This is a genomic window from Affinundibacterium baiyunense (assembly GCF_018139645.1).
GTDB classification, from domain to species: domain Bacteria; phylum Pseudomonadota; class Gammaproteobacteria; order Burkholderiales; family Burkholderiaceae_D; genus Undibacterium; species Undibacterium baiyunense.
On the sequence record NZ_JAGSPM010000043.1, the window covers coordinates 1 to 479 of the forward strand.

The 479-nt window shown below is 46.1% G+C and carries 1 pseudogene; it reads right to left on the reverse strand.

What is annotated here, in order from left to right:
- Positions 1-419, reverse strand: a pseudogene (locus tag KDM92_RS18275) (DUF4214 domain-containing protein); the annotation flags it as partial.
- Positions 420-479: the final 60 nt, after the last annotated feature.

Below are 479 nucleotides of genomic sequence, written 5' to 3' on the forward strand. Positions count from 1 at the left end.
TCGCCACCTGGTGTGTACACTTGTGGTGCTGTGAATGAAGAACCACTCAAGATGTCCGTTGCGTTTGTCAACACGTTGTTAGCAACAGCGCCGTCAACGATTGCTTTGATCACTGCGTCTTGTGCAGCGATTTGTGAAGTTGCAGTAGCTGCTGTAGTAACAACACCCAACCATACTTTAGCAGCAGCTGTACCACCTGCTTTAGAGTAAGCAACGATTTCGTCTGTTGTGTCGATCGCTGTTGTGAAAGAAGTAGCTGCAGTTACTTTAGAATCGATTGCAACTTTGTCTGCGTCTTTAGCGCCGTTCAAAATGTTGATCGCTGCTGCGCCCAATGTTGTACGGCCAGCATTGATTTCGCCTACCCAGTACAACAAGCCAGCTGCATCAGCAGGACGACCAAACATGTTTACGTACAAAGTAGAAACGATTGTTTCTGTAGATTGTGATGCAAATGCTGATTTGTATTCAGCTTGTTC